Raw genomic sequence first — 23,138 nt, forward strand, 5'->3', positions numbered from 1 at the left:
ATGTGCGCCAGCAAAGGTGGGGTGTGCACCGGTCCTCCGACCGGTCCGGCGGGCAGGGGGTCCGCCGTCCTGCCGCGCCGAGGGGGCCGCTGCCATGACCGATTCCCGGGGCCGCCCGCCGAGGACCGTGCCGTGGGCGCCGGTCCCCGCGCGGCCGGCGAGCACTCCGCCCGCGGACGAGCCCTCCACCGGCCGCGCGACGGCCGACCCGGCCACGGGCTCGGCCACGAGCTCCACCGCGAGCTCGGCCGCCCCACCCGCCAAGCGCCGCCTCGTCGGGGTGGACGCCGCCCGCGGCCTGGCCCTGATCGGGATGATCGCGATCCACATCCTGCCCTCGTGGGACCCGGAGACCTTCGAGCCCACCGCGCAGTGGACCGTCTTCGCCGGCCGCTCCGCGGCGCTGTTCGCCCTCCTGGCGGGCGTGGGCCTGGCCTTCAGCACCGGTGGCCGGACACCGCACACCGGCCGGGCGATGACCGCCGACCGGGCGGGGGTGGCCGTCCGCGCGCTGCTGATCGCGGGCCTGGGGCTGGCGATCAACCACGTGCTGCCGGGGAGCACGATCGACGAGGTCCCGGCCGTCAACATCCTCGTCTACTACGGGGCCTTCTTCCTGCTGGCGATCCCGTTCCTGCGCCTGCCCGCCCGCGCCCTGTTCGTCTGGGCGGGGGTCTTCGCCCTGGCCGGTCCCGCGCTGGTGCACCTGCTGCGGGACGTCCTGCCGGTCGTGGAGCGCTACAACCCGGACTACCTCGATCTCGTCGGGGACCCCGGGGCCACCGCGGCCCGGCTGCTGCTGACCGGAACCTTCCCCGCCCTGCCGTACCTGGCCTATCTGCTGACCGGCCTGGCCATCGGCCGGCTCGACCTCGCCGGGATCCGGGTCCAGACCGGGCTGGTGCTGGGCGGGGCACTGCTGGCCGCCGGGGCCTCGCTGGCCTCCTGGGTGCTCGTCGACCGGGCCGGCGGCCTCGACCAGCTCGTGACCCGCACCCCCGGCGTCGACGAGGAGCTCGTCACCGAGGTCATCGTGTTCGGGCCCGACCCGACGCTGCCGACGACCACGTGGTGGTGGCTGGCGGTCGGCGGCCCGTACACCAACACCCCGCCGGCCCTGCTGCTGGGCCTGGGCTCCGCGGTGGCCGCCCTGGGCGTGTTCCTCCTGCTGGCCCGCCGCTGGGCCTCCTGGCTGCTGCCGCTGAGCGCGATGGGCGCGATGACCCTCACCGTGTACTCGGCGCACCTGCTCGCGCTGGCCGCCGAGGTGCACTACGACCAGCCGCTGTGGTTCTGGATCCACGTGGCCGTGGCGATGGCCTTCGCCCTCCTCTGGCGCCAGGCCATGGGGCAGGGCCCCCTCGAGCGGCTGGTGGCCGCCCTGGTGCGCGCCACCCGCCGGCGCGTGCTCGCCCGCGAGCAGCGCCCGGGCTGAGCACGCGGGCCGGGCAGCCCACGGCTGGGCGGTGCGGCTCGGGCAGCGCACGGCTGGGCAGCGCGGCTCGGGCAGCGCCCGAGCCGAGCACTGCGAATCGAGCCGCGCGGACCGAGCCCAGCGCTCCGCCCTGCGGGCGGGTGCTACCGGGTCTCGGCCGGCGCGTTGCGGCGCCGCAGCGCCGCGTAGCCCAGGATGAGCAGGCCGGCCGCTGCCAGGCCGACACCCACCCAGGCGGGGGAGCGGTACCCCCAGCCGGCGGAGATGACCACACCGCCGAGGAACGCGCCCACGGCGTTGGCCAGGTTGAACGCCGCGTGGTTCATCGCGGCGGTCAGGGACGGGGCGTCCTTGGCCTCGCGCAGCAGGCGCACCTGGAGCGAGGTCGTAAAGATCGAGCCCATGATGCCGATCCACAGCGCGCCGAGCACCGCCGCCACGGGGACGTGGACGAACAGCGCGAAGAACGCCAGGGCCACACCGGACACCGCGCCGGCGCCGAGGGCGGTGCGCTCGATCGAGCGGTCGATGAGCGGACCGGCCAGCAGCGAGCCCACGGTCATGCCCACGCCGAACACGGCCAGCACCCACGGCACGGTGCCGATGTCGAGGCCGGTGAGCTCGGTGAGGGTCGGGGAGATGTAGGTGTAGACCGCGAACATGCCGCCGAAGCCGATCGCCCCGGCGAGCAGCGTCAGGGCCACCTGGGGCCGGGCCAGGGCGCGGATCTCCTGGGCGGCCGAGGCCATGCCCTCGTTGCGGGTGCGCGGCACCCACAGGGCCAGGGCGGCGATGGTCAGGGCGCCCAGGAGCACCACCAGGAGATAGGCGGAGCGCCAGCCGAGGGCCCCGCCCAGGGCCGCGGCGAAGGGCACGCCCACGATGTTCGCGATGGTGAGCCCCAGCATCACCCGGGCCACGGCCGTGCCGCGCCGCTCGCGGGCCACCAGGGAGGAGGCCACCACCGCGGCGACCCCGAAGTAGGCGCCGTGGGGCAGGCCGGCGAGGAACCGGGCCACGTAGAGCCACTCGAGGGAGGGCGCGGCGGCCGAGAGCCCGTTGCCCACCACGAACGTGAGCATCAGCGCCAGCAGCAGGGTCTTGCGCTCCACCCGGGCGGCGAGGGACGTGATGAGCGGCGCCCCGACCACCACGCCCAGGGCGTAGAGGGAGATGGACTGGCCGACGGCGGGGATCGAGGCGCCGAAGTCCTCGGCGATGAACGGCAGGAGGCCCATCGAGGCGAACTCGGTGGTGCCGACCCCGAAGCCGCCCATCGCCAGGGCGAAGATGGCGAGGCGGGTGCCGGCGGGACCGGGGGCGTTGACCACCTGGAGCAGGGCGGTGCGGGGTGCGGACACGGCGGGTCCTTCCGGGGAGGGCGCAGGGACGGGGAACGAGCACGTCGTCGAGCCCGAAGGAAAGGGGAGGGACAGCCTTCGATGCTACGCGCGTTCGCCCCGGTCTCCCATGCCTCCCGGTGTGATCTTCATCAGCCCGCCCGGCAGGCGCGTGGTCAGCGGAAGGCGGAGTGCCCGGTCAGCTGCTGGCCCAGGATGAGGGTGTGCACCTCGTCGGTGCCCTCGTAGGTGCGCACGGACTCCAGGTTGTTGGCGTGGCGCAGCGGCGAGTGCTCGAGGGTGACCCCGTTGCCGCCGAGCATCGTGCGCGCCTCCCGGCACACCTCGATCGCGATCCGGCAGTTGTTGAGCTTGCCCACCGAGATCATGTGGTTCTCCAGGCGGCCCTCGTCCTTGAGCCGCCCGATGCGCAGCGCCAGCAGCTGCCCCTTCTGGATCTCCAGGGCCATGTTCACCAGCTTCGCCTGCGAGAGCTGGTAGGCGGCGAGCGGCTTGTCGAACTGGATGCGCTGCTGCGAGTAGGCCAGTGCGGCGTCGAAGCTGTCGCGGGCCGCGCCCAGGGCGCCCCAGACGATCCCGTAGCGGGCCTCGTTGAGGCACGAGAACGGTCCCCGCAGACCGGGGTGGTGGGGCAGGATCGCGTCGGCGGGCAGCCGGACGTCCTCGAGGGCGATGTCGCACTGGATGGAGGCGCGCATCGACAGCTTCGGCTCGATCGGCGTGGCGGTGAACCCGGGGGTGTCCGTGGGCACGAGGAAGCCGCGGACGCGCTCCTGCCCGCTCTCGTCGACGGCCTTGGCCCAGATCACGGCCACGTGGGCGATCGAGGCGAGCCCGATCCAGCGCTTGGCGCCGTTGAGGACCCACGCGTCGCCCTCGCGCACCGCGGTGGTCGCCATGGTCGAGGGGTCCGAGCCGGCGGTGGGCTCGGTGAGGCCGAAGCACCCGATGATCTCGCCGGCGGCCATGCCGGGCAGCCAGCGCTGCTTCTGCTCCTCGGAGCCGTGCTTGGCGATCGCGGACATCGCCAGCGAGCCCTGCACGGAGACGAACGTGCGCAGGCCGGAGTCCCCGGCCTCGAGCTCCTGCATCGCGATGCCGTACTGCACCGCGGACTTCCCGGCGCACCCGTAGCCCTGGATGTGCATGCCGAGCAGGCCGAGCTGCGCCATCTCCGGGATGATCTCCTGCGGGAAGACGGCGTCGGCGAACCACCCGGCGATGTTCGGCCGGATCCGCCGGTCCACGAACTCGCGGACGGCGTCCCGGGTCTCGAGCTCCTCGGCGCTGAGGTCTGCTTCGACGTCGAGCAGGTCGGTCGCGGCGGCGTTCATGGGTCCTCCTGGGGATCGGGGTGCGGTGATGCCTCTGACGAGGATGACGCATGCGTGACCTGGGCAACACACCCCGCTCAATATTTGAGCTTTAGGTATCACTGAACTGCACATTAGGTATTTGAGGTTTCACAGTGGGTCGTGGGAATGTGATCTGCACGACATCCATCCACCCCTCGGAGGACTCCTGTGACCCGATCGTCCCCCCGCGTCGTCGACGTCCCGCCCCGGGTGCGCATCGAGCGCACCGGTGCCGTGGCCGTGCTGACGCTCGACGACGAACGCCGCCGCAACGTGCTCGGTCCCGAGCTGCGCACCCGGCTGCGGGCCGCCCTGGCGGAGCTCGCCGCGGACCCCGGGGTCGGCGCCCTGGTGCTCACCGGCGCGGGAGGCTGCTTCAGCGGCGGCGGCGACCTCGCCTCCATGCCGCCCGCCGGTCCGGTCGAGTCCGCCGCCCGGATGGCCGAGGTGGCCGGGCTCGTGCAGGAGCTCGCGCAGCTGGAGAAGCCGGTCGTGGCCGCGGTGACCGGGCCCGCCGCCGGCGTGGCCGTCGGCCTGGTGTGCTGCTGCGACGTGGTGGTGGCCGGCGAGAGCGCCCGGTTCCTGTTTCCGTTCACCCGCCTGGGCCTGGCCCCGGACGGCGGGCTGGTGCACTCCCTGGTCCAGCGCACGGGTGCGGCCCGCGCCCGGCGGATCCTGCTGGAGGCCGCCCCGGTGGACGCCGCCACCGCCCTGGACGCGGGGCTGGCCGACCACGTGCTGCCGGACCCGGACGTGCTCGGCGCCGCGGTCGCCCGCGCCGCGGAGCTCGCCGGCCGGGCCCCGCTCGCCGTCGCCGCCGTGAAGCGGGGGATCCGCGAGGCCTCCGGCTCTCTCGGCGAGGCCCTGGACTTCGAGCGGGACCACCAGCCCGCGCTCTTCGGCACCGCCGACTTCCTGGAGGGCAAGCAGTCGTTCTTCGAGAAGCGGGTCCCCTCCTTCTCCGGGCGCTGAGCGCCCCCACCGCACGTCGAAAGGTCATCATGAGGACAACGAAGTCACGGCTCGCCGCTCTGGGCGCCGTCGCGGTGCTGGGGCTGACCGGCTGCGCGAGCGCCGAGGGGGACGAGCCGGTGGGCCCCAACGGCCTGCCGCAGCAGCTGGTGTGGTCCACCTACAACGTGGGCACCGGCACCTACAACGATCTCGCCGCCATCGCGAACACCCTCACCAACGAGGAGGGGGTGCAGGTGCGGCTGATGACGGCCGACACCGGCATCGGCCGGCTGGCGCCCCTCGTGAACGGCACCGTGGACTACTCGCGGGCCGGGGACGAGTACTACTACGCCTTCGAGGGCGACTACGAGTACGCCAGCGAGGAGTGGGGCCCCCAGGACATCCGCATGGTGTGGGCGCCGCTGGGCAACTACGGCCTGCTGGTGCGCGAGGACAGCGGCATCGACTCCTTCGCGGACCTCGAGGGCAAGCGGTTCCCCGAGCTGACCGCCAACACGTCCATCAACAACAAGATGGAGGGCTTCCTCAACTACGGCGGCCTGACCGGGGAGGACGTCCAGAAGGTCCCCATCTCCTACGGCGAGCAGATCGCCGGTCTCGAGGCGGGCCAGATCGACGCCCTGTACCAGAACGTGGTCGGCTCCAACATCGACGAGCTCGCGTCCTCCACGGACGTCAAGTGGCTGGGCTTCGACGACCCGGACCCGGCCCGCTACGAGACCTGGGAGGAGCTCATGCCCATGGTGTCGGTCGGCGAGGTCACGAACGCCGCCGGGATGGACGAGGGCGAGAGCGCCCGCGTCCTCGAGTACACGATCCCGCTGACCACGATGGGTTCCCGCGACGCGGACGAGGTCTACCACCTCGTGAAGTCGATGGTCGAGAACTACGAGCACTACGAGGGCACCACCCCGGACACGAAGCAGTTCGCCTTCGACGCCGTGCTCAAGGAGCCGCTGGTGGTCCCCTTCCACGAGGGGACCGTCCGCTACTTCGAGGAGCGCGGCGTGTGGACCGAGGAGCTGGAGCGGAAGAACGACGAGCTGATCGAGCGCGGCGAGCGGATGCGCGAGGCCTGGCCCGGCGTCGTCGAGTCCTCCTCCTCCGCGGAGGAGCTCGAGCAGAACTGGACGGACTGGAAGACCGACGAGCTGGACGGCGAGGAGACCGACGATGCGAACTGAGACCCGGGTGACACCGTTCTGGCGGACGGTGGTGATCGTGCTGACCGTCCTGGGCGTGCTGCTGGCCATGAACCAGGTCTTCTTCTGGAACGTGGGCGGGCTGTCCCTGCTGACCAACTCCTACCTGTACCTCATCCTGGCGGTGTTCCTGCCGGTCGTGTTCATCGTCAACCCCCTGCGCAGGATCCCGCTCGCCCAGCAGGTGGAGGCCCAGCAGGAGCACGGATCCGGCGGCAGCACCGCCCCGGTCCGCGAGCGCCGGGTCCAGTGGTTCGACGTCCTGCTCATGGTCGTCGCGGCGGCCGTGTGCGGCTACTTCGCGGTCAACGGGACGCGGATCAAGGACTTCGGCTGGGAGTACATGGCGCCCACCACCGCCACGGTCGCCGCGTTCGTGCTGTGGCTCGTGGTGCTCGAGGCCCTGCGCCGCACCGGCGGGCTGACGGTGACGGTCATCGCGCTGCTCTTCTCCCTGTACCCGCTGGTCGCCGAGAACCTGCCGATCGGCGTCCTGCAGGGCGTCACCTACGACCTGCCGACCCTGGCGCAGGTGCACATCATGGGCGCCGAGGGCGTGCTGGGCCTGCCCATCCAGACCGCGGCGACCATCCTGATCGGCTTCCTGGTCTTCGGGGTGGCCCTGCAGCACACCGGCGGCGCGGACTTCTTCCACAACCTCTCCATGTCGATCTTCGGCCGGTACCGCGGCGGCGCGGCGAAGGTGTCCGTGGCCAGCAGCGCCGCGATGGGCATGATGAGCGGCAGCGCCGTCTCCAACGTCCTGACCACCGGGCCCATGACCATCCCGGCCATGAAGCGCTCCGGGTTCAGCCCCACCTACGCGGGCGGCATCGAGGCCACGGCGTCCTCCGGCGGGTCCATCACCCCGCCGATCATGGGCACCGCGGCGTTCCTCATGGTCTCCTTCGTGGGCGTGCCCTACACGGAGATCCTGGTGGCCGCGACCATCCCCGCGGTCCTCTACTTCCTCGGCATCTACCTGCAGGTGGACGGCTACGCCGCCCGCAAGGGGCTCAAGGGCGTGCCCGTGGCCCAGCTGCCCCGGGCCCTCGCCACGCTCGTCCGGGGCTGGCCCTACGTCCTGGCCCTGGCCCTGCTGACCGGGCTGCTGTTCCTCACGAACTCCGAGACCCAGGTGCCGTACTGGGTGATCCTGGTGCTGCTGGTCGTGGCCGTGCTGCGCCCGGGCCAGAAGTTCGGGCTGCGGGAGTTCGCCGACTTCCTCGTGGAGTCCGGCCGGACGCTGGGCAACATCATCGGCATCATCGCCGGCGTGGGCCTGATCGTCGGCGGTCTCACCGCCACGGGCGTGAGCCTGTCCCTGGCCCGCGAGCTGGTCTCGCTGGTCGGTGACAACGTGGTCCTCATCCTCATCGCCGGCGCCGTCACCTGCTTCATCCTCGGCATGGGCATGACGATCTCCGCGGCCTACGTGTTCCTGGCGATCGTCATGGTCCCGGCGGTCATCGACCTCGGGGTCAACCCGCTCGCGGCGCACCTGTTCGTCATCTACTGGGCGTCCGTCTCCTACATCACCCCGCCGGTGGGTCTCGCCGCCTTCGCCGCGGCGGGCCTGGCCAAGGCTCCCGCCATGGCCACCAGCGTGGCGGCCATGAAGCTCGGCGCGGTGAAGTACATCGTCCCGTTCGGCTTCGCCCTCAACCCCGCGCTGGTCGCCCAGGACTCGCCCGGCCGGATCCTGCTGGCCTTCGCCCTGAGCATCGTGGGCGTCTACGCCCTGGCCTCCGCCATCGAGGGCTGGACGGTCGGCTTCGACCGCCGGATGCCCGTCCTGTTCCGGGTCGCGGCCGCGGTCGGCGGGTTCCTGCTGTTCCTGCCCACGCCGCTCAGCGCCGTCGCCGGCCTGGTCCTCGTGGCCGGGAGCGTGCTGCTGACCTTCCTCACCGTGCGGACCGGACCCACGGACGACGACGACGCCGCTCCCGCCCCGGCCCCCGCGCCCGCCACCGCCACCGTCTGACCGGAAGGACCCGCCATGACCGACACCACCACGGACACCACCACCGCCGCCACGAGCGGCAGCACCACCGGCGCTCCGGCCGGCACCACCACCGCCCCTCCGGCCGACACCGGCGCGGGCACCCGCCTCGACACCGGGACCGGCACCGTCACGGCCGAGCTGCGGGGCAGGGTCGCCGTCGTCACCGTGAACCGCCCCGAGGTGCGCAACGCCCTGAACGTCGGGGTGCTGGACGGGATCGAGGCGGCGCTCGACGCGCTGGAGCGGCACGAGGACGCCGGCGCCGTCGTCTTCACCGGCGCGGGGGAGAAGGCCTTCGTGGCCGGGGCGGACATCTCCCAGCTGGTCGGCTACACGCTGCGGGACGGCCTGCGGGCCCGGATGCAGCGCCTCTGGGACCGGATCCAGGACCTCGAGCTGCCCACGATCGCCGCGGTCAACGGCTTCGCGCTGGGCGGGGGCAACGAGCTGGCGATGTCCTGCGACATCCGCGTGGCGGCCGCCGGCGCCCGGTTCGGACTGCCCGAGACCAACCTCGGCATCCTGCCCGGCGCCGGCGGCACCCAGCGGCTGTCCCGGCTCGTCGGGCTCGGCCGGGCCCAGGAGATGATCCTCACCGGCCGGATCATCGACGCGGAGGAGGCCCTGCGCATCGGCCTGGTGACCAGCGTGGTCCCGGCGGACGAGCTGATGGACGCGGCGCTCGCCACCGCGGACTCGATCCTCGCCAAGGGCCCCCTGGCGGTGCGGCTGGCCAAGCTCGTGGTGCGCAACGGCGCCGAGACGGACCAGCGCACCGGGCTGCTGCTCGAGCGGCTGGCCCAGTCCCTGCTCTACGCCTCCGACGAGAAGGCCGAGGGCGCGAGCGCCTTCCTGGAGAAGCGCCCAGCCCGCTTCCGCGACGACGACTGACCACCGGCCCCAGCCCCGAACTCCGCGGCCCCGCCGACGGGCCCCACCACAACCTCCGAGGAGCAGACATGAACCCCCAGCCGAGCATCGACGCCGTCCGAGACGTCCTGGTCGTGGGATCCGGTGCCATGGGCACCCAGATCGGGGCGGTCTTCGCCCTCGCCGGCTACACCGTCACCACCAGCGACCTCGACCCCGCCGCCCTCGAGCGGTCCCGGGGCGAGGTGCGCCGCCGCCTCGGCCGGCTCGCCGAGAAGGGCAGCCGGAGCCGGGCGGAGGTCGACGCCGCCCTCGCCCGGATGGCGTACACGACCGACTCCCTCGAGGCGGCCCGCACCACCGACTTCGTGCTCGAGGCCGCCGTGGAGCGCCTCGACATCAAGCGGCAGCTGTTCGCGGACCTGGACGAGGCCGCCCCCGAGCACGCGATCCTCGCGACCAACTCCTCGACCATCCCCTCGTCCCTGCTCACGGACGCGACCGGCCGCCCGGACCGGGTGTGCAACATGCACTTCTTCAACCCGGCGCTGGTCATGGCCTGCGTCGAGGTGGTGCGCAACCCGCAGACCTCCGACGCCACCGCGGAGACCACCACGGAGCTCGCCCGCCGGCTCGGCAAGCAGCCCGTCCGGCTCCACCACGAGGTCCCCGGCTTCGTGGCCAACCGCCTCCTCGGGGCCCTGCGGGACGAGGCGCTGCGCCTCGAGGCCGACGGCGTGGCGAGCTTCGAGGACATCGACGTGGCCGCGCGGACGGCCCTGGGCCATCCCATGGGGCCGTTCGAGCTCATGGACCTGGTCGGCATCGACGTGGCCTACCTGATCCGGCTGGCCCAGCACGAGCAGAGCGGGGACCCCGACGACCTCCCGCACCCCTCCGTGGAGAAGCTCTACGAGCAGGGCCGGTACGGCCGCAAGACCGGCCGCGGCTGGTACGAGTACGCCGGCTGAGCCCGGACGAGACGCGACGACGAAAAGAGAGAACATGAGCCAGTTCGAGGACGCCCACGACCTGCAGGAGATCTTCGGCCGCCCCGGCACGGGCCCGCTCGCCGGGGTGGTGGTGGCTGATCTCAGCCGCGTGCTCGCCGGCCCCTACTGCACCATGCTGCTGGCGGACATGGGCGCGACCGTCATCAAGATCGAGAGCACCGCCGGGGACGACGCCCGCGCGTGGGTCCCGCCCCACCGGGACGGCGAGAGCACGTTCTTCCTCTCGGTCAACCGCAACAAGCACTCCATCGCCCTGGACTTCTCGGACCCCGAGCAGCTCGCGGTCGTGGAGCGGATCATCGCCCGGGCGGACATCCTGGTGGAGAACTTCAAGCCCGGCGGCCTGGTGCGCTACGGCCTCGACTACGAGAGCGTCAGCGCCTGGCGCCCGGACCTCGTCTACGCCTCGATCACCGGCTTCGGCACCGCCGGCGGCGCCGACCTGCCCGGCTACGACCTCCTGGCCCAGGCCCTCTCCGGGATGATGAGCCTCACCGGCAGCCAGCACGGCGAGCCGTACCGGGCCGGCGTGGCCCTCTTCGACGTCATCACGGGCCTGCACGCCTCCACCGGCATCCTGGGCGCGTTCCACGAGCGGCAGTCCTCCGGGACGGGCCAGCACGTGGAGCTGAACCTGCTGACCTCGGCGCTGTCCGGGCTGGTCAACCAGTCCGCCGCCTACGTGGCCGGCGGCAGCGTCCCCACCCGGATGGGCAACGAGCACCCGAGCCTCTACCCCTACGAGCCCTTCCCCACCCGGGACAAGGACATGGTCATCGCGGTGGGCAACAACGGGCAGTTCGCGCGGCTGTGCCGGTGCCTCGGCGCGCCCGAGCTCGCCGAGGACGAGCGGTTCGCCACGGTGTCCGCGCGCAACGCCAACCGGGTGGAGCTGCGCCGGCTGATGATCGAGCGGCTCGCCGCCCGGGACGCCGAGGACTGGTTCGAGCTGCTCAAGGCGGTCAAGGTGCCCTGTGCCCCGATCCTGGGGGTGGACGAGGGCGTCCGGTTCGCGGAGGACCTCGGCCTGGACCCGGTGGTGCTGGCCGGGGCGGGGGGCCGGGAGGTCCCCACGGTCCGCCACCCGGTCGACTTCAGCCGCACCCCGGTCGACTACACGCAGGCCCCGCCGCTGCTCGACGCGGACCGGGACCGAGTCCTGGCGTGGCTCGAGCGCGGCGAGCCCGCGGTCCGGCAGGCGTCGTGAGCGCCGTGCACACCACCGTGCTGCCCGTGCGCTGGTCCGACCAGGACCTGAACCGGCACGTCAACAACGCCCGCGTGGTCACCCTGATCGAGGAGGCGCGGCTCTCGGCGGTCGCCTCCTGGCTGGGGGAGGACGGCGTCCCGGACCCCGCCCGGCCGCGCGTGGTGGTCTCCCTGACGCTCGACTACCTGCGCTCCATCGACCACGGCCCCGAGCTCACGGCCCGCGTCTGGGTCTGCCGCCTCGGCCGGTCGTCCTACACGGTGGCCTACGAGCTGGTCCAGCACGGGCAGGTCGCGGTCCGCGCCCGGACGGTGCTCGTGCAGAAGGACCCGGCCACGGGCCGCTCCACCCCGCTGCCGGCGTCGGTGCGGGCCGCCCTGGAGGGCGTCGTCGTCCCGGAGCCGGAGCCGGACTCCGTGACCGTGCGTGCATGACCGCGTTCCGGAGGGGCCGGCCCGCCCTGCGGGCGCGGCGGATCGCCTATCCGGCGCTGCTGGCCACCACGGCGATGGGCACGATGTCCTCGAACGTGATCAACGCGCCGCTGTACGTCATCCAGACGGACCTCGGCATGACGGCCCAGCAGTCGGTGCTGGCCGTGAGCGCCTTCACGGTGGCCATGGCCACCGCCGTCCCGCTCGCCGGCTGGCTCGGCGACCGGCTCGGGGTCAAGACCTTCCTGATCTCGGCGCTGGGCGTCATGGTCCTCGCGGAGCTCACGGCGGCCGCGGCGGCGGGCATGGAGTCGCTCGTGCTCGCCCGGATGGTGCAGGGCGCGGCGTGCAGCGCGATCCCGCCCTGCGTGCAGGCGGCCCTGGTCACCACCTGGCCGGAGCGGACCGCGCAGACCATGGGCGCGTGGGCCTCCGCCATCGGCGTGGGCCAGGCTGTGGGCCCGCCCTTCGGCGGTGTCCTCACCGAGGCGCTGAGCTGGCGCTGGGTCTTCGTGGTGCACGCCGGGCTGGTGCTCGTGCTGATGGTCCTCCTGGTGGCGTTCATGCCCCGGATCGGGCGGCGGCGCCCGCCGATGCACGTGGCCGCGATGGTCTGGCTCGTCCTCGGCGGCGGCTCGACGGCCGCGGCCGTGGTGCTGGCCGGGCAGTCCGGCCCCTGGTCCTGGGCGGCGGCGAGCGCGGTCTGCGCGGTGCTCGGCTGGTGGCTGTTCGCCCACCTCTGCCGGCGCCGGGCCCGGCGGGCCGCGTCCGGGGCGACGTCCCCGCGGCCCCTGCTGGACCCGGCCCTGCTGCGGGACCCGGCCTACCTCACGGCAGCGGCCGGAGCGGGGCTGGCGATGGGGTCCATGGCGGTGGCCATCGTGGCCGTGCCCCTGTTCCTCGCCTCGGACCTGGACCTGGGCCCGGCCCGGATCGGCGCCGTGGTCTTCACCCTGGCGCTCGCCATGACGGCGGCGGGACCCGTCGCGGCGCGGGTGGGCCGCCGGCACGGCAGCGGCGTCCAGCTCGGCCGTGGGGTCCTGATCCTCGTGGTCGCCGCCCCGGTGGTCACGCTGGCCATGGTCTCGTCCGGTCTGGGAGTGGCCCACTGGGTGATCGTGTCCCTGGTGGTCCTGGGGCTCGTGCTCGCAGGGACCGGCATCGCCTTCGCCCAGAGCGCGGCGGCCACGGAGCTCCTGCTCTCGCCCGCCGGGGGCTCCGGGACCGCGATCGGCATCCACAACATGGTCCGCTTCCTCGCGATGGCCGTGGGCTACTCCGGGGTCTCCCTGGCGTGGGCCACCGGCGCCTCGCTCCTCGTCTTCCCCGCGGTCGCCCTGACCGCGCTGGGACTGCTCGCGATCCTGCGGGCCACCCGCCGGGAACGCCCGGCACCACCGACCACTCCGACCACCGCGGGTCCTGGGACCCGCCGACGAAAGGACCGACCATGACCACCATCTCCAGCGCCCCCTCGACCGAGGCCCCGGCCGCCGTCCGCGCGGGCGCCGCGACCTCCGACTACTTCCGGCTGGACGACGACCTGACGCCCGAGGAGATCGCGATCCGGGACCGGGTCCGCGAGTTCGCCCAGCAGCGCGTGCTGCCCGTGATCAACGACTACTGGGAGCGCGCCGAGTTCCCCTGGGAGCTGGTGCCCGGGCTGGCGGAGCTGGGCATCATCGGCACCACGATCCAGGGCTACGGCTGCCCTGGGATGTCCCGCAAGGCCGCGGGCATGGTGGCCCGGGAGATGGCGAGGGCCGACGGCAGCATCAACACGTTCCTGGGCGTGCACGGCAACCTGTGCATGGGGGCGCTGAACATGCTGGGGTCCGAGGAACAGAAGCGGCGCTGGCTGCCGGCGATGGCGCGGCTGGAGAAGACCGGGGCGTTCGCGCTCACCGAGCCGGAGCACGGCTCGGACTCCGTGGCCCTGGAGACCTCCGCCCGCCGCGAGGGCGAGGAGTGGGTGATCGACGGGCACAAGCGGTGGATCGGCAACGGGGACGCGGCCGACGTCGTCGTCCTGTTCGCCCGCAACACCGAGGACGGGAAGGTCAACGCGTTCGTCGTGGAGAAGGACGCCGACGGCAACCACCCGGCCGGGTACCGGCCTGAGGTGATCACCGGCAAGGTCGGCAAGCGGGCCATCCAGCAGGCCGACATCGTGCTCGAGGGCCTGCGGGTCCCGGCGGGCAATCGCCTCGAGAACTGCCGGTCCTTCAAGGACGTCTCCCGGGTGCTGCAGGCCACCCGCGGCGGCGCCGCGTGGGAGGCGGTCGGCCACGGCATGGCGGCCTTCGAGATCGCCGCCGACTACGCCGCGACACGGCAGCAGTTCGGCCGGGCCATCGGCGGCTACCAGCTGGTCCAGTCCCGGCTGGCCAACATGCTCAGCGAGCTCACCACCATGCAGCTGCTCTGCGACCGCATGGCCGAGCTCGCCGACCGCGGTCAGCTGTCCAACGCGCAGGCCTCGATGGTGAAGATGGCCACGGCGCAGAAGGGCAAGTGGATCTGCAACGAGGCCCGGGACCTCCTGGCCGGCAACGGGCTGCTGCTCGAGAACCACGTCGTCCGGCACATGACGGACATGGAGGTCGTCTCCACCTACGAGGGCACCGACTCCATCCAGGCGCTGCTCGTGGGCCGGGACATCACCGGGATCTCGGCCTTCAGCTGAGCACCCCCTTCGGCGAGAGGGCGGGGGTCACGGAGTGCCGGGCGCCGGGGCGGGCAGCGGGCCCTCGGGTGCGGGGAACACCGTCTCGGAGATCTCGATGACGGACTGCAGCGCCGGGTTGGCGTCCCCGCGGCGCCAGAGGAGGCGGACCTCGACCGGCTTCTGCTCCTGCGTCAGCGGCTTGTAGACCACGCCGCGGGACGGCACGTTGTCCCGGACGCTGGAGAGGATGAGGGAGATGCCCATCCCGGCGCCCACGAGGACCACGAGCGTCCACGAGTCCGGGGCCACCTGGACGATGCGCGGGACGAACCCCGCGTTCATCGCCAGGGTGTTGAGCCGGTTGGGCAGCGTGGCCCCCGCCCCGCCGGGCAGCACGATCCACGCCTCCCCGGCGAGGTCCTCGACGTCGACCGTCTCGCGGTCGGCCAGCGGGTGGCTCTCCGGGAGGGCGATGAGCAGCTCCTCGAGCGCGACCAGCCGGGAGCTGATCTCCGCGGGCAGGAAGTCCCACCGGCCGATCACGAGGTCGAGGGAGTCGTCCAGGACCTTCTCCAGACCCAGGTAGGAGAACTGCGAGCTGTAGAGCTCCAGGCTGATCCCGGGGCGGCGGCGCCGGACCTGGCGCGCCAGCTCGCCCACCGCCTGGTTCACCGAGGCCCCGGCGAAGCCGAGCCGCACCCGCCCGGTCTCGCCCGCCTGGGACTTGCGGACCACGTCCTTCATGCGCTGCGCGAGCATCACCAGCTCCCGGGCCGGCTCGAGCAGGGCCTCGCCCTGCGGCGTCAGGGTCACGTGGCGGGTGTTGCGCTCGAACAGGGTGGCGCCCAGCTCGGACTCCAGCTGCCGGATCAGGCGGCTGAGGGGCGGCTGCGCCATGTGCAGGCGCTTTGCCGCGCGGCCGAAGTGCAGCTCCTCCGCGACGGCGAGGAACGCCTGGGCCTTGTGGACTTCCATCCGGCCAGACTAGGTCGTGCGCGAGGGGCAGCACGGGAGCGCCGGCGTCGCAATTGTCATTTGTGGGGCTTGCCCGCCCGTCCGTGGCATGCTTCCTCTCGTTATGAGGATCGTCATGCTCCGGAAACACGACGTGCCCGATGCAGCAACAAGCACTTCCTACCGTCGGAGCTGAACCACTCGCCCCGCCCCCAAGGAGCAGCCCATGACCGAGCACGCCGGACCAGGACCCGCGCCCGTGGTGCCGCACGCCCGGCGGCCGGTCCTCCGGGTGGTCGGCGGCACCGCTGCCGCCCCCGCCCGCCCCGAGCCCCTCCGCGCCGAGCCGGACCCCGAGGACGCCGCCCGGGCCCGCGCCGCGGCCGCGCGGGCCGCCCACCCCTCGTCCGGCCTGGGCGTCCCAGGCTTCCAGCGCCCGCAGCCGGGGGGTCCCGCGCAGGACGGACGCCCGGCGGCCGAGACCCCCGCGGCACCCCCGGCGGAGGAGGGGCACGACGTCCCCGCCCACGACGTCCCCGCCCTCGACGGGCTCGGCCCGCACGTGGTCACGGGCCCGGTGCTCCTGCCGGCGGCCCGCTCCGGAGACGCGCTCAAGGTCGAGGTGCTCCAGGTCGCGGACCCCGGCGCGTCCGGCGCTCCGCTCGGAACCGGGTGCACCGCCTACCTGCCGGTCCGTGCGGACGGGACCGCCTTCTGCCCCCGGGAGCTCCACCGGGCCCTCGGCGCGGCCGGGCAGCCCCTGCGCGGCACCTTCCGGGTGACCGTGTGCCGGACCGGCGCCCAGGACGTGCCCGCCGTGGCGCACCGGCAGCCGTTCGCCGAGACCGACGAGCACTGGATCGTCGTCGGGCGCTCCGGGACGGAGGACGCCGACGAGCAGACGTTCTGCCTGACCGCGGCCATGCAGCAGGCCGTGCGGGCCGGGGTGGACTTCCTGGCCCGGGACCGCGGCATGGACCGGCCCATCGCCCACGCCTATCTCTCCAGCGCCGCGGAGTTCGCCGTCACCCGGCTGGAGGACAGCTCCGCGGGCGCCCACGGCCGGATCCGCAAGGCCGACTTCCGCTGAATCAGCACCTCGCCACGGGTTCCGCCGACCCGCCCCGATCGATGTGCATTCGTAACCGTCATATTTCGCATGGGACATGCCGGACCCCCCGGTGACCCCTACTGTGGGTGACGCAGGTCACGCGGGCGTCCGTGCGCGGTCCCGACAACGAGGTCGGGCTGTCGCCGCCGGTAGCACCACGGCCGGGGCGCCCGGTGACCTGTCCAACCCCCGCTCCCGCCCTCGGCGCTCGCCGTCACGGCCCGGAAACACGGGGACCCCGAACCGGAAACACGCTCTCCCTATGGTCGTAGGCGTTCGAGAAAGCCGCCCCTGACCGCAGGAGACACCCATGAGTGAGCACTTCGCCCGCCGCGCCGCCGACGAACTCCAGCGGGGTCTGGGGCGGCGCACCTTCTTCCGGGCGGCCACCGCCGTGGCCGCCGCCGGAGCGGTCACCGGCACCGGGGTCGGCGCGGCCTCCGCGGCCGTCCCGATGGGCGCCCAGCACCCGAAGGGCGGCCGCCCCGGCTTCCGGGGCTCCGTCCTGCAGCCCGGGAAGGGCAGGATCCCCGGGGACCACTACCTGCCCTCGGACGTGGACAGCGTGCTGTGGGGCTACGTCCCGTCCGTGGACGCCGAGCCCTCGCTGCGCATGCGCTCGGGGCGCACGGTCACCATCGACGCCGTCTCCCACGAGGGGATCCTCGAGGACCAGGGCCGGGACCCGGTGGAGTTCTTCGGCGCGCAGGGGGTCTCCCGCGCCCGGGTCCTGGACGACGCGGTGGAGATCGCCCGCGACTACGACCGCACCGAGCGGGACTTCGACCGGGACGGCCCGCACGTGGTGACCGGCCCGGTGTTCGTCGAGGAGGCGCGGCCTGGGGACGTCCTGAAGATCGAGACCCTGCACGCCGACCTGCGCGTGCCGTACGGGGTGGTCTCGAGCCGCCACGGCAAGGGCGCGCTGCCCCGGGCCGCGGGCGGCGGCGCCCCCGCGGGGATCGAGCTCGACGAGGTCATGCCCCCGGTCGCCGCGGACGGCCGCGCCACGGGTGAGCCGGAGGACTACGGCAACGTCTCGGTGTTCACCCCGGTCGAGAAGGGCCAGGGTGTGATGGGCGGCGGCCGGGTCCGCTTCCCGCTGCGCCCGTTCATGGGCATGATGGGCGTCGCATACCAGCAGGGCTCCGGGCCCACCGACGACCTGCTCAACTCGATCCCGCCGACGCTGGGCGGCGGCAACATCGACATCCGCCACCTCGGCGTGGGCTCCACCTTCTACCTGCCCGTGCAGACGGACGGCGCCCTGTTCTACGTGGGGGACCCGCACATGGCCATGGGCGACGGCGAGGTGGCGCTCACCGCGATGGAGGGCTCGCTGCGCGGCACGTTCCGGCTCACGGTCTGCAAGGCCGGGGAGGGGGACGCGCCCTCCGTGGCCCACTCCTACCCCTTCGCGGAGACGGACGAGCACTGGATCCCGATCGGGCTCTCCGACCCGGACGGCGCGGCCGGCGGGGAGCAGAACTCCGATCTGGACGTGGCGATGCGCCGGGCCGTGCTCAACGCCCTCGACTTCCTCGAGCAGGACAAGGGCATGGAGCGCGCCGTGGCCTACGCCTACCTCTCGGCCGCCGCGGACTTCGCCATCTCCCAGGTGGTGGACCGCACCGTGGGGGTGCACGGGCTGATCCGCAAGGCGGACTTCGACCGCTCCTGAGCCCGCGCTGTCGATTCGCGGGCATGACCTCTAGTCTGCGGGCATGACCTCGTCCGCCCGGCCGGCAGCACCGGCCGCCTCCCTGCCGCGCACGATCGCCCGGGTGCTCCTCGGGCTCGTCCTGCTCGGCGCCGGGATCAGCCACCTCACGGTGGCCCGCCAGGAGTTCACGGCCCAGGTGCCCGAGTGGCTGCCCGTCCCCGACGACGCCGTGGTGCTGGGCTCCGGGGTGGTGGAGATCGTCGTCGGCGCCGCGCTGGTGGTCCTGCCCCGGCGGCGGGTGCTGCTCGGGTGGCTCGCCGCGGCGTTCTTCGTGGCCGTGTTCCCGGGCAACGTCTCGCAGTACCTCACGCGCACGGACGCCTTCGGTCTGGACACCGACCGCGCCCGGGCCGTGCGGCTGCTGTTCCAGCCGCTGCTCGTGCTGTGGGCCCTGTGGTCCACCGGGGCGTGGCGGTCGTGGCGCCGCTCCCGCCGGGATTAGTCCCGGCGCTCGGTGTAGCGGTCCCGCACGCGCCGGTACAGGGTGAAGGTCCCGAGGTAGGCGAGGGCCGCGAGCACCACGACGGGCAGCCACTCCTGGGCGTCCACGGTGGTCAGCAGCGCCCCGGCCGAGGTCAGCACCAGGGCCAGGACGAGCAGGGTCGCGACGATCGACTTCACGGGCGTCCTTCCGGGGCGCGGCGGCGTTGCGGGGCCCTTCCAGGGTAGCGGCCCGGCACGCGCGGCCCGGCGGTTCAGCAGGCCTCGGCGAGCGCGCGGCCGGTCCCGTCCGCGGGAGAGGTCGCCGGAGAGTGCGCGGAGGAGTGCGCGGGGGACGTCGCGGGGATGTCGCCCAGGTGCAGCAGGTCCACCACGTCCGCCTCGTCGAGGGCCGCCTCGCGGGCCAGGAGGGTGATCGGCACGCCGTGGCGCACGGCCAGGCGGAGCTCGTCGCGCAGGGACTCGAGGGCCTGGTCCAGCCGCCAGCGCTCGGCCTCGAGGCCGGCCTCGTAGGCGCACAGGCGCCGGGCCTGCTCCTGGGTGTCCGGGGCGGCAAGAGGCCCGGCGTCCGCCAGGGCCTGGTCGAAGGACCACTCGGCGTTCTCGACCCGTCCGGCCGCGGCGAGGACGCGCCGGGTGAAGAACGGGCGGAACAGCATCGCCTCGCCGTCGGGGACGATCGAGGGCACCGTGCCTCCGGGGACCGGCGTCTCCTGCAGGAAGCCGCAGGCGCAGGCGTGCACCCGCCGGCCGTCGATCGCTGCCTGGGCCACGGCGTGGTTGACGTGGTCCTGCACCTCGGCGAAGTCGAGGGTGCGCACCGGCATGGGCTCGCCGCAGTGCACGGGGGCGGCGGCAACCGCCCCGGGGTCGTTCCGGACCGCCCGGAGGGGGGAGGGGGCGGCCTTCTCGGCGGTGGTCCCGGGGTGCTGCTGCTGGCTCATGTCTCGACCTCTTCCTCACGTATCCTGCGGTGTTCCTCTGCGACTGCGTGCGCTCCCTCACAGGACCACACGATCCCATCGAACAGCAGTATTACTAGATTGTCTAGTTATCAGTTCATCTGATTTGTAGATCACCTACACTGGACGCATGACCGCACATCCCCGCACCTCGTCCGGCTACTGGTACGCCGCCGAGGGTGACCGTCCTCCGGCCGTGCAGGTGCTCGAGGCCCTGCGGGCCTACCGGGCGGCCGAGTCCGCCATGAGGCTGCGCACCCGCGACTCCATGGGCATGGGGGAGAAGGACGTGCTGGCCCTGCGCTACCTGCTGGAGGCGGACCGCGCCGGGACCCCCATGAGCCCCCGGGACCTGGCGAGCAAGCTGGGCATCTCCTCGGCCTCCACCACCACGCTGCTGGACCGGCTCTCCCGCAGCGGCCACGTGGCCCGCCGCCCCCACCCCACGGACCGGCGGGCGCTGGTGATCGTGGCCACCCAGGAGGCCGACTGCGAGGTCCGCTCCACCCTCGGTGCCATGCACGAGCGGATGCTCCGTGCCGCCCGGGATCTGTCCGCGGAGGAGGCCGCCACCGTGACCGCCTTCCTGCACGCGATGGCCGAGGCGGTCGAGGCCGTCGACGAGCGGCAGCTCCACGAGCACGTCGAGGACTGCCGGCACCCCGGACCCGGGGCCGCCTGAGCCGGCGCCCGCAACATCGGCGACGGCCTCAAGAGCTGACCGGGGCGCGCACGCCGGTCCCCGCCCTCCGTCCGGAGGGCGGGGACCGGCGTCGTCATGGCCGGGACCCCGGCGGACCCGTCAGTGGGTCGGGAAGCCCAGGTTGATCTGGGACTCCGAGGGCTCGGGCCAGCGCGTGGTCACGAGCTTGCGGCGGGTGTAGAAGTTGAACGCCTCCGGCCCGTACATGTGGGTGTCGCCGAAGAGGGAGTTCTTCCAGCCGCCGAACGAGAACGCGCCGATCGGCACCGGGATGGGGACGTTGACCCCGACCATGCCGACCTCGATCTCGAACTCGAACTGCCGGGCCGTCTTGCCGTCGCGGGTGAACACCGCCACCCCGTTGGCGAACTGGTTGGTGTTGATCAGCCGCACGGCCTCCTCGTAGGTGTCCACCCGCACCACGGACAGGACCGGGCCGAAGATCTCCTCGTCGTAGGCCTTCATCCCGGGCCTCACGTGGTCCAGCAGCGAGACGCCGGTGAAGAACCCCTCGCCGTCGAACTCCTGCTGCGTGCCGTCGACGACGACGGTCGCCCCCTCGGCCTCCGCCCCGGTCACGTAGCCGTTGACCCGGTCCAGGGCCGCCCTCGTGATGAGCGGGCCCATCTCGGAGGCCGGGTCGGTGCCGTCCCCGATGGTCAGCTTCGCGATCCGCTCCTTCAGCCGCTCGATCAGCAGGTCGGCCACGTCCCCCACGGTGACGAGCACCGAGACCGCCATGCAGCGCTCCCCGGCGGAGCCGTAGGCGGCCGAGATCGCGGCGTCGGCGGCCCCGTCCAGGTCCGCGTCCGGCATGACCACCATGTGGTTCTTCGCCCCGCCCAGCGCCTGGACGCGCTTGCCGTGCTGCGCCGAGGTCTCGTAGATGTACCTGGCGATGGGGGTGGAGCCCACGAAGGACACGGCCTTGACCAGCGGGTTGGTCAGCAGCTCGTCCACGGCCTCCTTGTCCCCGTGCACCACGTTGAGCACCCCCGGCGGCAGCCCGGCCTCGGCGAAGGCCTCGGCGATCCACACCGCCGCCGAGGGGTCCCGCTCGGAGGGCTTGAGGATCACGGTGTTCCCGGCGGCGATCGCGGTGGTGATCATCCACAGCGGGACCATGGCGGGGAAGTTGAACGGGGTGATGCAGGCGACCACGCCCACCGGCTGGCGGGTCTGGTGCACGTCCACCCCGGTGGCGGCCTGCTCGAGGAACTCGCCCTTCATGTGGTGCATCAGCCCCGCGCAGAACTGCACGTTCTCCAGCCCGCGGGCGACCTCGCCGGCCGCGTCCGAGAGGACCTTGCCGTGCTCGGCGGTGATGATGGCGGCCAGCTCCGGGGTGCGCTCCCGGATGATGTTCTCGACCTTGAACATGATCGCCGAGCGCTTCGACAGTCCGGTGGCCCGCCATCCGGGCAGGGCGAGCTCGGCGGCCTCCACCGCGGTGGCGACGTCCTCGGCGGAGGCCAGCAGCACCTGCTTGGCCACCTGCCCGGTCGCGGGGTTGTAGACGTCCGCGGTGCGCCCGGGCCCGCCGTGGCGCTTCCCGTCGATGAAGTGCTCGATGACCGCGCCGGTGGTCCGGGGGTCCTGGGCGCCCCGCTCGGCGTCCTGCTGCGCGCGGGCCTCGGCGTCCTGCTTGGTGTTCTGCATGGTGTCCTCCTCGGTCGTGGTGGTCTCGGCGCCGTTCAGGCCTTGTCCGGGTCCCAGCCCGGGATCTTCCCGTCCGGCGCGGCGTACTTGGTGATGAGGGAGCAGTCCTTGTCCCCGAGCCCCTCGTCGATGAGCTGCTGCAGCCTCTCGGCCACGAGCTTGGCGGCGGGCAGCTCCACGCCGGTCTGCTCGCCCGCCATGAGTGCCAGGCCGGCGTCCTTGGCGGCGAGGGCGGCGCTGAAGGTGGCCTCGAAGTTCTTGTTCGCCGCGGCGGAGTCCACGATGCCGGGCACGGGGTACCAGGTCTGCAGCGCCCAGGAGTTGCCCGAGGACACCGAGGCGATGTCCCAGAACACCTGCGGGTCCAGGCCCAGCCGGTCGGCGAGCACGGAGCCCTCGGCGCAGGCCTCGAGGCAGATGAACAGCATCATGTTGTTGACGATCTTGGCGGCCTGGCCCGTGCCGGCGTGGCCCGTGGCCACGATCTTGCGGGCCATGGGCTCGATGAACGTCCGGGCCTGCTCCACGACGTCGGGCTTCCCGCCGACCATGAAGGTCAGGGTGGCCGCGGCCGCGCCGCTGATCCCGCCGGAGACCGGCGCGTCCACGAAGCGGAAGCCGGCGTCCTCGGCGGCCCGGTGGAGCTCCTCCGCGGTCTCCACGTCGATGGTGGAGCTGTCGATGAGCAGCGCGTCCTTCGGGGCGAGCGCGATGACGCCGCTGTCGCCGAGGTAGACGGCGCGGGCGTGCTCGCCCTTGGGCAGCATCGTGAACACGACGTCGGCGCCCTGGAGGGCCTCCTCCAGCGTGTCGAAGGTCTGCACGCCGCGGTCGCGGGCGGCCGCCATGGCGTCGGCGCTGACGTCGTGGCCGCGGACGTCGTGGCCCGCCCTGGCGAGGTTGGCGGACATCGGGTTGCCCATGTGGCCGAGGCCGATCCAGGTGATGGTGGTCATCGGGGAGTCCCTTCTGCAAGGTGTCGAGGGTGTCGGGAGCTGGGGGTCGTGCACAGCGCGCCCAGCGGCGGACCGGGGGACCGGTCCGCCGCTGGGCGCGG

Annotated in this window: 21 protein-coding genes; 14 read left to right on the forward strand and 7 right to left on the reverse strand. The window is 73.1% G+C overall.

What is annotated here, in order from left to right; all coding sequences use genetic code 11:
* The first annotated feature begins 94 nt into the window (after positions 1 to 94).
* A complete protein-coding gene (locus ACZ2G1_RS12640; RefSeq protein WP_470376902.1) occupies positions 95 to 1,435 on the forward strand; it encodes a heparan-alpha-glucosaminide N-acetyltransferase domain-containing protein in 1,341 nt (446 codons plus the stop codon).
* Between the two features lie 143 nt (positions 1,436 to 1,578).
* Here the strand turns inward: ACZ2G1_RS12640 and ACZ2G1_RS12645 are convergent, their stop codons facing one another.
* Positions 1,579 to 2,796 carry an MFS transporter gene (locus ACZ2G1_RS12645; RefSeq protein WP_109269031.1) on the reverse strand — a complete coding sequence of 406 codons (1,218 nt, stop codon included), beginning with the start codon at positions 2,794 to 2,796 and terminating at the stop codon, positions 1,579 to 1,581.
* A 155-nt stretch (positions 2,797 to 2,951) separates the two neighbouring features.
* Positions 2,952 to 4,130, reverse strand: coding sequence for an acyl-CoA dehydrogenase family protein (locus ACZ2G1_RS12650; protein WP_470376903.1), 1,179 nt, complete (start codon positions 4,128 to 4,130; stop codon positions 2,952 to 2,954).
* A gap of 189 nt (positions 4,131 to 4,319) precedes the next feature.
* Here ACZ2G1_RS12650 and ACZ2G1_RS12655 point away from each other — a divergent pair, with 189 nt between their 5' ends.
* The 9 genes from ACZ2G1_RS12655 (at position 4,320) to ACZ2G1_RS12695 (ending at position 14,546) form a co-directional block, all read left to right on the forward strand.
* Positions 4,320 to 5,123, forward strand: coding sequence for an enoyl-CoA hydratase/isomerase family protein (locus ACZ2G1_RS12655; protein WP_470376904.1), 804 nt, complete (start codon positions 4,320 to 4,322; stop codon positions 5,121 to 5,123).
* A 29-nt stretch (positions 5,124 to 5,152) separates the two neighbouring features.
* Positions 5,153 to 6,310 (forward strand): TAXI family TRAP transporter solute-binding subunit, encoded by a 1,158-nt coding sequence (locus ACZ2G1_RS12660; RefSeq protein ID WP_031282157.1) that lies wholly within the window; start codon positions 5,153 to 5,155, stop codon positions 6,308 to 6,310.
* Positions 6,300 to 8,312 carry a TRAP transporter permease gene (locus ACZ2G1_RS12665; RefSeq protein ID WP_249033762.1) on the forward strand — a complete coding sequence of 671 codons (2,013 nt, stop codon included), beginning with the start codon at positions 6,300 to 6,302 and terminating at the stop codon, positions 8,310 to 8,312. The genes ACZ2G1_RS12660 and ACZ2G1_RS12665 overlap by 11 nt, the downstream gene beginning before the upstream one ends.
* Before the next feature lie 15 nt (positions 8,313 to 8,327).
* Positions 8,328 to 9,224: an enoyl-CoA hydratase/isomerase family protein gene (locus ACZ2G1_RS12670; RefSeq protein WP_284563061.1), complete on the forward strand. Its 897-nt coding sequence runs from the start codon at positions 8,328 to 8,330 to the stop codon at positions 9,222 to 9,224.
* A gap of 68 nt (positions 9,225 to 9,292) precedes the next feature.
* Positions 9,293 to 10,174: a 3-hydroxyacyl-CoA dehydrogenase family protein gene (locus tag ACZ2G1_RS12675; protein WP_272026360.1), complete on the forward strand. Its 882-nt coding sequence runs from the start codon at positions 9,293 to 9,295 to the stop codon at positions 10,172 to 10,174.
* Between the two features lie 34 nt (positions 10,175 to 10,208).
* Positions 10,209 to 11,423, forward strand: coding sequence for a CaiB/BaiF CoA transferase family protein (locus tag ACZ2G1_RS12680; protein ID WP_470376905.1), 1,215 nt, complete (start codon positions 10,209 to 10,211; stop codon positions 11,421 to 11,423).
* Positions 11,420 to 11,860: an acyl-CoA thioesterase gene (locus ACZ2G1_RS12685; protein WP_035924194.1), complete on the forward strand. Its 441-nt coding sequence runs from the start codon at positions 11,420 to 11,422 to the stop codon at positions 11,858 to 11,860. Before ACZ2G1_RS12680 ends, ACZ2G1_RS12685 begins: the two co-directional genes overlap by 4 nt.
* On the forward strand, positions 11,857 to 13,314 hold the full coding sequence (locus ACZ2G1_RS12690) for an MFS transporter (protein WP_035924193.1): 1,458 nt from the start codon (positions 11,857 to 11,859) through the stop codon (positions 13,312 to 13,314). The genes ACZ2G1_RS12685 and ACZ2G1_RS12690 overlap by 4 nt, the downstream gene beginning before the upstream one ends.
* Complete coding sequence (locus ACZ2G1_RS12695) at positions 13,311 to 14,546, forward strand: acyl-CoA dehydrogenase family protein (RefSeq protein WP_035924192.1); 1,236 nt, start codon at positions 13,311 to 13,313, stop codon at positions 14,544 to 14,546. Before ACZ2G1_RS12690 ends, ACZ2G1_RS12695 begins: the two co-directional genes overlap by 4 nt.
* A gap of 27 nt (positions 14,547 to 14,573) precedes the next feature.
* On the opposite strand, the gene ACZ2G1_RS12700 is transcribed toward ACZ2G1_RS12695, so the two are convergent.
* Positions 14,574 to 15,503, reverse strand: coding sequence for a LysR family transcriptional regulator (locus ACZ2G1_RS12700; protein ID WP_035924191.1), 930 nt, complete (start codon positions 15,501 to 15,503; stop codon positions 14,574 to 14,576).
* Between the two features lie 205 nt (positions 15,504 to 15,708).
* On the opposite strand from ACZ2G1_RS12700, the gene ACZ2G1_RS12705 reads away from it, so the two are divergent.
* The 3 genes from ACZ2G1_RS12705 to ACZ2G1_RS12715 all read left to right on the forward strand — a co-directional run bounded on the left by ACZ2G1_RS12705 (position 15,709) and on the right by ACZ2G1_RS12715 (position 18,758).
* Positions 15,709 to 16,572, forward strand: coding sequence for a hypothetical protein (locus tag ACZ2G1_RS12705; protein ID WP_470376906.1), 864 nt, complete (start codon positions 15,709 to 15,711; stop codon positions 16,570 to 16,572).
* Between the two features lie 331 nt (positions 16,573 to 16,903).
* Complete coding sequence (locus tag ACZ2G1_RS12710) at positions 16,904 to 18,274, forward strand: acetamidase/formamidase family protein (RefSeq protein WP_035924190.1); 1,371 nt, start codon at positions 16,904 to 16,906, stop codon at positions 18,272 to 18,274.
* A gap of 43 nt (positions 18,275 to 18,317) precedes the next feature.
* Positions 18,318 to 18,758, forward strand: a complete 441-nt coding sequence (locus ACZ2G1_RS12715) for a hypothetical protein (protein ID WP_368826269.1) — start codon at positions 18,318 to 18,320, stop codon at positions 18,756 to 18,758.
* Here ACZ2G1_RS12715 and ACZ2G1_RS12720 read toward each other — a convergent pair.
* Together ACZ2G1_RS12720 and ACZ2G1_RS12725 are read right to left on the reverse strand one after the other, a co-directional pair.
* A complete protein-coding gene (locus tag ACZ2G1_RS12720; protein ID WP_368826271.1) occupies positions 18,755 to 18,937 on the reverse strand; it encodes a hypothetical protein in 183 nt (60 codons plus the stop codon). The genes ACZ2G1_RS12715 and ACZ2G1_RS12720 overlap by 4 nt on opposite strands.
* 74 nt (positions 18,938 to 19,011) lie before the next feature.
* Positions 19,012 to 19,701, reverse strand: coding sequence for a hypothetical protein (locus ACZ2G1_RS12725; protein ID WP_368826273.1), 690 nt, complete (start codon positions 19,699 to 19,701; stop codon positions 19,012 to 19,014).
* 148 nt (positions 19,702 to 19,849) lie between these two features.
* Between ACZ2G1_RS12725 and ACZ2G1_RS12730 the strand changes: the two genes are divergently transcribed.
* Entirely contained in the window at positions 19,850 to 20,401 is a 552-nt protein-coding gene (locus ACZ2G1_RS12730; RefSeq protein ID WP_017831827.1) for a MarR family winged helix-turn-helix transcriptional regulator, read from the forward strand.
* Positions 20,402 to 20,521: 120 nt separating this feature from the next.
* On the opposite strand, the gene ACZ2G1_RS12735 is transcribed toward ACZ2G1_RS12730, so the two are convergent.
* The gene (locus tag ACZ2G1_RS12735) at positions 20,522 to 22,081 is read right to left on the reverse strand and encodes a CoA-acylating methylmalonate-semialdehyde dehydrogenase (protein WP_470376907.1); all 1,560 of its coding nucleotides are present in this window, start codon (positions 22,079 to 22,081) and stop codon (positions 20,522 to 20,524) included.
* 35 nt (positions 22,082 to 22,116) lie between these two features.
* Positions 22,117 to 23,037, reverse strand: a complete 921-nt coding sequence (gene mmsB / locus ACZ2G1_RS12740) for a 3-hydroxyisobutyrate dehydrogenase (protein ID WP_272026352.1) — start codon at positions 23,035 to 23,037, stop codon at positions 22,117 to 22,119.
* Positions 23,038 to 23,138: the final 101 nt, after the last annotated feature.

It is taken from the genome of Kocuria sp. KKT182 (assembly GCF_055635395.1).